We start from the raw sequence: 6,661 nt of genomic DNA on the forward strand, positions 1-6,661 counted from the left end.
TTAATCAGCGCTTCCCTAGTGAGCGCCTGACGGCGCGGTCGGGGTCGGGGTCGAGATCGGGATTGTGACTTTCTGCGACGAACAGCGGATGCCTGGGGACTGGGGACTGGGGGCTGGTCGCGAATCGCTGACAGCCGGCGGCGGCATACCGCCGGTGATTCACAAGGAATTAAAACCAGCCCGCCCCCCTATCTCACCGTTATGTACCTCCCAGGCCCGGTCTCTTTGATGTACCCCTTCAGCTGGAGCCGGAGAAGAAGCATGGTCAGCTTGACGACGGAGAGGCCGGATTGCTGAAGTATATCCTCCGCCTGCACTTCATTTTCCGTACAGCAGAATTTATATACCATTTCTTCTTCAAGGGTCAAAACTTCCATCCCCGGCTTTCCGGCTTCCGCCTTTTCTTCCTGCTTTTCCCATCCATATTCAGAAAGCACATCTTTATAAGAGGTACAGCAGATGGCACCATTCCGAATAAGCTGATTTGTTCCTTTGCAGGAAGGAATATAGATACTTCCTGGAACGGAAAAGACATCTCTGCCCTCCTCCAGGGCAAAATCCGATGTAATAAGGGATCCGCTCCGCTCAGCCGCCTCCACTACGATAACACCCCGGCACATACCGGCAATGATTCGATTTCTTGCAGGAAACTGCCTTCCCAAAGGAGGCGTTCCCAAAGGGTATTCGGAAATAATGGCGCCCCCTTCCTCCACGATTTTATGAAAAAGATTCCGATTTTCCGGGGGATATACCCTGTCCAAGCCAAAAGCTGCCACCACTATGGTTGGTGCTTTCCCTTCCAAAGCGCCTTCATGGGAAGCACTGTCAATGCCTCTGGCGCCGCCGGAAACAATGGTAACCCCTTCTTCGGCCAGCCCTTTTGCAAATCGTCCCGCCGTCTGCACGCCATAGGCAGTCGCTTTCCTGGAGCCCACTATGGCTATGAGTTTTTCATTGTCCGGGAGCTTTCCTCTATAAAAAAGTACAGCCGGCGGATTGGCAGTGGTTCGAAGAAGAGCCGGATACTCTTCCTCCTCCCAGGTACAGCAGCGAATTCCATTTTGAATCATTTTCTCCACAACCTGCTCAGGATCTGTTTCATGGCGCCATGAAAGAAAAGCGGCTTCTCCATTTCCATGGAGCACATGGGATTTTCGTATATCCTCATCTGACGCTTTCCATGCATCCTCTGCCGTATGAAAATACTCAATAAGACCCCGCATACGTTTAGCACCGAGACGGGGACATCCCGGCAGGGCCGCTGCGTACTTGTCCATAGTCACCTCCGGGGTATCATGTTCCTATAACTGATGGCTTCCGCCACATGAGAGGCTTCTATTCCTGCTTTCCCATCCAAATCAGCCACAGTACGGGCTACCTTGATGATTCTGTCATAGCTTCGCGCTGAAAGATGAAGTTTTTCAAAGACTTCCCGAAGCATTTCCGTTCCATCCTTGTCCAAATGACATGTTTCTTTCAGCTGCCTGTGCCCCATCTGGGCATTATTCTGCATATGCCAGGGCGCAAGTCTCTCTGCCTGCACCTTTCTCGCTTCCTCTACCCGCCTGGCAATATCCACCGAAGCCTCTCCTTTAATGGTGGCTGTCAGTTCACTGTACTTGGGCCGCTGCACTGAAACATGAAGATCGATACGATCCAAAAGGGGACCGGAAATCTTTCTTCCATAGCTTCTGATTTCACCATCCGTACAGGTGCAGGGGTGATCAGGATCCCCCAGATAGCCGCAGGGGCAGGGATTCATGGCGGCGATAAGAATGAAGTCTGCAGGATAGGTGAATGATGCATTCACTCTGGAAATATGGACTTCCCTGTCTTCCAAAGGCTGCCTAAGTACTTCAAGCACTGAACGGGGAAATTCAGGAAGTTCATCAAGGAAGAGTACGCCTCGATGAGCCAGCGTAACTTCTCCCGGCCTTGGTATGGTTCCCCCTCCAATCAGTCCCGCCATGGAAATGGTATGATGGGGACTTCTGAAGGGCCTTTCCCTCATAATATCTTCCGCTTTGAATAGTCCGGCCACACTGTATATCTTCGTCACTTCCAGGGCCTCTTCCCGAGTCATAGGCGGAAGAATGGTAGTAATGCGACGGGCCAGCATGGTCTTTCCGGAACCGGGCGGCCCTGTCATGAGCACATTATGAGCACCGGCCGCTGCAATTTCCATAGCCCTCTTTGCCATAACCTGTCCCTGAACTTCCGCAAAGTCCACGTCATTGATGGCAGGCCGTTCCGACTCATGCCGGACTGCCGGAGACATGGCTCTCTTTCCTACCAGAAATTCAATCAGTTCTCTTAATGTTTTGGGGCCATAAACCTCAATATTTTCACATAAAAGAGCTTCATTCGTCACAGAGGGCGCCATAAAAAAACGAGACACCCCCGCTTCCTTACCGGCCAGCACCATGGAAAGAATGCCCGGCACCGGTCTTATTTCTCCCTTCAGTGATAATTCCCCGATAAAAATCGTATTTTGAAAACATTCCAGAGGCACTTCACCGCTAGCTGCCAAAAGTCCCATGGCAATAGGCAGATCCAGCCCCGATCCATCCTTCTTTAAATCAGCGGGAGCCAGATTCACCGTTACCTTATCCACAGGAAAATGATATCCGGAATTCCGAATAGCTGAATGAACCCTCTCTTTCGATTCCTTGATGGACGCTGCAGGAAGGCCAACGATATCAAAGGCAGGGAATGCTTTGTTAATATCCACCTCTACACCGATGACATGGCCGTTTAGGCCGAAGGTCGTTGTTCCAAGAACTTTTGCATACATATGATTTCCCTCCATAGAGATAAAATATCAGAATGCATTCCTGGTGTGCCGGAAACGGGGCTCGCCTTCCCGCGGTACCATAACTTCCACCACATCGAACCGGATACGCCGGTCTGTGATATTCCTTTTTAATACATAAGCCCTGGCCCCAAGACGAATATGCCGCTGCTTGAATGGATTCACCGCCTCCACCGGCTCTCCATACCTTCGGTTATGGCGGGACTTAACTTCCACAAAGACAAGAACACCGCCATCATCCATAATAAGGTCGATTTCACTGTGGGCTGTCCTGAAATTGGCAGACAGGAATCGATAACCTTTATTTTCCAGATAGCTTCTGGCCAATGCTTCCCCTTCTCTGCCAAACGACGTCTTCTCCATTGGAACTCCTTCCTATTTGATGTAAATTATAAAATATAAAAGCAGAAAAGAATTGAATATCGTTTTAAATTATAAAATAATCAGAACATAAAGGATGGACAGGTGTACCAATCAGAAAAAATAACGCTGCGAACTTTCTATTCCCTTTATTGTAAAAGGAAACAAACCTATTCGTCAATGAGTCGAATGCATAAATGATGAAAAGGTATCAATCATCTTTATGCTATCCATTTCAATCACAGGATTTGGGGCACGTTAAAAGCCTCCCGGCGGGAGGCTTTTGTTTATGGATTATTTCTTTGCTTTCTTTGCTCTTGTCTTCTTTGCGTTGACTTTTTCTTTCAGCTGTTTGGAAACGCGGAATGCCGGGGTCTTGGATGCCGGGATCTTGATTTCTGCCTGGGTGGACGGGTTGTGGCCTACGCGGGCTTTGCGCTGACGGACTTCGAAGGTGCCGAAGCCGATGAGCTGTACTTTGTCGCCTTTAACGAGAGCCTGGGATACTACGTCAAGGACTGCTTTGACAGCTTTTTCAGCGTCTTTCTTTGTCATTTCTGCTTCCTGGGCAACTGCTGTGATGAGTTCTGTTTTGTTCATAACTAAACATCCTCCTTTAATAATTGGCGGTTAAACCGTCTTTAGCTCCAACGGGGAAGGTTGTTCTGCAAGGAAATCTTTCCAGAGCCGCAGGGTTTCTTCCGGAGAGAGGTCCGGGATGGTTCCGCCTTTTTCGATGACGTAGTCTTCGAAGGCGCGGAGTTTTCTCATATAGGCTGCGGCGTATCGATGCAAAGCCAGCTCCGGCTCTATTCCTTTTTCCTGCAGATAATGGACCAGTTCGAAGAGGAAAGCGCCTGCTTTCATTTCTCTGTCCATTTCACGGTCATCTTCCAGGAAGCGGGAAATCTGATCTTTCATTTCCACCGGAAGGTCTTCAGACTGTAATAAGTTCTGAATCCCATTGGAACTAGCTTTCTTTTGAATTATACACGTTAATAGCAGACTTGGCAAGCCTTTGGGGACGCCGGAAAGCAGATATTTCCTGTTTTTTTCAATTCTTTTCCGTTTTTCCCACTCCCGGGGCGCCGAAAGGGTGGAATCGGTACTGTTTTTATCGAAAACGAAGGGGTGCCGTCGCACCATTTTGTCCCGGATGCCGTCTGCCACGTCCTGCATGGTGAAGTATCCTTCCTTTTCAGCAAGGGCGGCGTGGAAGAGGATCTGGAAGAGTACGTCTCCCAGTTCTTCTTTCAGGTTGTCCATGTCCCCTCTGTCAATGGCGTCGATGACTTCATATACTTCCTGGATGAAATAGGTACGGAGGGTCTCATGGGTCTGGGAGCGGTCCCAGGGGCAGCCTCCCGGCGCCAGGAGCCGGTGGACGGTGCTGTCCAGGGCTTCCAGGTTCCAGGGAAAGGCCGGGCGGCGGATGGCTTTCCTGCTGTCAAAGAGGATGGTTTCCTTTTCCCCAAAGCTTCGCATTTCCATTTCCTTCAGGCTGAGGCGAAGAATGCCCTCCCCGGAAAGGAGAATCACCGGCGATGTTTCATCATAGGCGGCAAGGAGGCGGCGGCAGAGTGTCTTTTCATCTTTTTCGGAAAGGTCACGGACGATGAGGATGTGAGAGAGGGTCAAAGGGAGGCTGGAGGCCTCTTTTCCGCTGGCCATGGTGAGGCTGTCTTCCGGCGAGAGGAGGCCTTTCTTTTCCAGAAAGTTCATCAGTTCTTTTCTGTTCATGTTTCACCTCCACTGGTTTATCAGGGACTGTACTTCTTTGAAAATCCGTCCTGCATGGTACCCGTCGCAGACGGCGTGGTGGACTTCCAGGGCCAGGGGCATATAGTAGCGGCTCCGTTTCCGATGGATTCGTCCCAGGGTATACATGGGGAAGAAGAAGCGGCTGGCTTTTGAAAAGCTCAGGTGCAGGGACCGGAAGGGTACCCAGGGGATGACGGACACGGGGAAGAGGTTCTCCGGCCGGTCCGGTTTCCCGAAGAGGCCCTTCACGTTCCCGTAGCGGGCTTCATCGTCCTCGTAGGAGCGGAGGAAACGGTCATAGGAGGGGCTGTACTCTGTCCACAGGCTGGAAAAGGTATGGTCGTCTTTATGAAATATGGTATAGCTGGGATGGACCAGGTCAAAATAGCCAAGCTCCCCCTTTTCACTGAGGGCCATGCGGTACCTCTTGTGATGGTTCTCCACCACCGACAGGAAATAGAGCATGGCAGGATAGGGCCTCTCCTTCCGCTTCATGATAGGCGTCACGTCCAGGTCCATGGTCATGCTGTACATGCAGGGAACCACGTTCAGAAAGTGGTTGAAATACTCTTCCCTGTCCCAGCGGCGCCTGTCAATAGGTGTAAATGTCATGGTGTCTCCCTCCTTTGGTTACTCCTTTGGTTATACTATACCATATTGACATGCCCTTTGGGCGCAAGGGTTCAGAGGGAAAAAGGTTCTTAAGATTGACCGGCCCTTCGGGCGGTCGGGTTCTTAGGTTCGACAGGCCTGCGGCCTGAGCGTTGTGGTGGCGGCTGACGCCGCATTTTATAGCCTTCTTCCTTTGGAAGAAGGTGTCGCCACAGGCGACGGATGATAGCAGGCCTTTCGCAGAAAGGACGAGGCCCTGAAAGGGCCTGATTGTGACTCATTTGTGAAATGCCGCCTACGGCGGCGCCTTTGCTGCGCGAAGGCCTATCCCCACCGCTCCGCGGAGCCCCTTCCTGAGGAAGGAGCCTAACGCTGCGGGAATACCCTTAGTGTCACCAGTGCGGCATAACGAAGAGCCGGAGCCTTCTTCCTTTGGAAGAAGGTGTCGCCGCAGGCGACGGATGATAGCAGGCCTTTCGCAAAAAGACCGAGGCCCCGCAGGGGCCTAAGATGGCTCACAGTGGCTTGGAGCTATCTTCCAGTGTTCCTCAGGGCTTCGCCCAGCTCCTTTCTGAGAAAGGAGCCTGCGTTACGGGATGAGCTTCCTGCTGCATAAATCGCGCTGAACATTCTGCTGAATTAACCCCCTCCGGTGGCTTCTCCCCCTTTGGTGCCTTACGGCACCACCTTTCCCCCGCAAAAGTGGGGGAACAACAAAGCTCCGCGAAACATTACCATCATAAGTTGCACTACATTAAGCACGGGTTGTACTGCCACCGCCTGCGGGGTGGCAGAGGAACTGGAGTCACACCATCGACCTGAGAATCCAGTGACACGCTTCCCCTTGGGTATAGGTGGTGCCACTTTTCCATCGCGCCGCAGGCGGGCTCCCTGGTTTTCCCAGTCACCAGCCACCCATGACGCTCCAGTCCCGCCGACCGGTAGTTACCACCATCTGCCCCACTTACTCCATGTACCGAGATCCTTCGCTGCGCTCAGTATTCTGGTCATATGTCAAGTCTTTTTTTTTGAAGAAATTTATTGTTTTTTCTTAAAAAAGTGTAACCTTAACACACCACTGGGTAAATCGATTTTTTTCGAATATATTCCGGCGTT

The 6,661-nt window shown here is 51.3% G+C and carries 6 protein-coding genes; all 6 read right to left on the reverse strand.

All coding sequences use genetic code 11. The features are described 5' to 3' along the window. Nucleotides 1-188: 188 nt before the first annotated feature. On the reverse strand, nt 189-1,277 hold the full coding sequence (dprA, locus tag B2Y11_RS03050) for a DNA-processing protein DprA (protein WP_291056062.1): 1,089 nt from the start codon (nt 1,275-1,277) through the stop codon (nt 189-191). A gap of 2 nt (nt 1,278-1,279) precedes the next feature. After that, nucleotides 1,280-2,794 (reverse strand): YifB family Mg chelatase-like AAA ATPase, encoded by a 1,515-nt coding sequence (locus B2Y11_RS03055; protein WP_291056064.1) that lies wholly within the window; start codon nt 2,792-2,794, stop codon nt 1,280-1,282. Between the two features lie 27 nt (nt 2,795-2,821). Then, nucleotides 2,822-3,175, reverse strand: coding sequence for a YraN family protein (locus B2Y11_RS03060; RefSeq protein WP_291056066.1), 354 nt, complete (start codon nt 3,173-3,175; stop codon nt 2,822-2,824). A 291-nt stretch (nt 3,176-3,466) separates the two neighbouring features. Continuing rightward, on the reverse strand, nt 3,467-3,772 hold the full coding sequence (locus B2Y11_RS03065) for an HU family DNA-binding protein (protein WP_291056068.1): 306 nt from the start codon (nt 3,770-3,772) through the stop codon (nt 3,467-3,469). A gap of 30 nt (nt 3,773-3,802) precedes the next feature. Beyond that, a complete protein-coding gene (locus B2Y11_RS03070) occupies nt 3,803-4,912 on the reverse strand; it encodes a MazG family protein (protein WP_291056070.1) in 1,110 nt (369 codons plus the stop codon). A gap of 3 nt (nt 4,913-4,915) precedes the next feature. Continuing rightward, nucleotides 4,916-5,545 carry a CatA-like O-acetyltransferase gene (locus B2Y11_RS03075; protein ID WP_291056072.1) on the reverse strand — a complete coding sequence of 210 codons (630 nt, stop codon included), beginning with the start codon at nt 5,543-5,545 and terminating at the stop codon, nt 4,916-4,918. Nucleotides 5,546-6,661 lie beyond the last annotated feature (1,116 nt).

The organism is Dialister sp. UBA1703 (assembly GCA_002320515.1).
GTDB lineage: Bacteria > Bacillota > Negativicutes > Veillonellales > Dialisteraceae > Dialister.

Excerpts from the sequence above, each read along its gene's own strand:
- dprA (WP_291056062.1), bottom strand. The coding sequence starts at position 1,277 with ATGGACAAGTACGCAGCGGCCCTGCCGGGATGTCCCCGTCTCGGTGCT.
- B2Y11_RS03075 (WP_291056072.1), bottom strand. The coding sequence starts at position 5,545 with ATGACATTTACACCTATTGACAGGCGCCGCTGGGACAGGGAAGAGTAT.
- B2Y11_RS03055 (WP_291056064.1), bottom strand. The coding sequence starts at position 2,794 with ATGTATGCAAAAGTTCTTGGAACAACGACCTTCGGCCTAAACGGCCAT.
- B2Y11_RS03065 (WP_291056068.1), bottom strand. The coding sequence starts at position 3,772 with ATGAACAAAACAGAACTCATCACAGCAGTTGCCCAGGAAGCAGAAATG.
- B2Y11_RS03060 (WP_291056066.1), bottom strand. The coding sequence starts at position 3,175 with ATGGAGAAGACGTCGTTTGGCAGAGAAGGGGAAGCATTGGCCAGAAGC.
- B2Y11_RS03070 (WP_291056070.1), bottom strand. The coding sequence starts at position 4,912 with ATGAACAGAAAAGAACTGATGAACTTTCTGGAAAAGAAAGGCCTCCTC.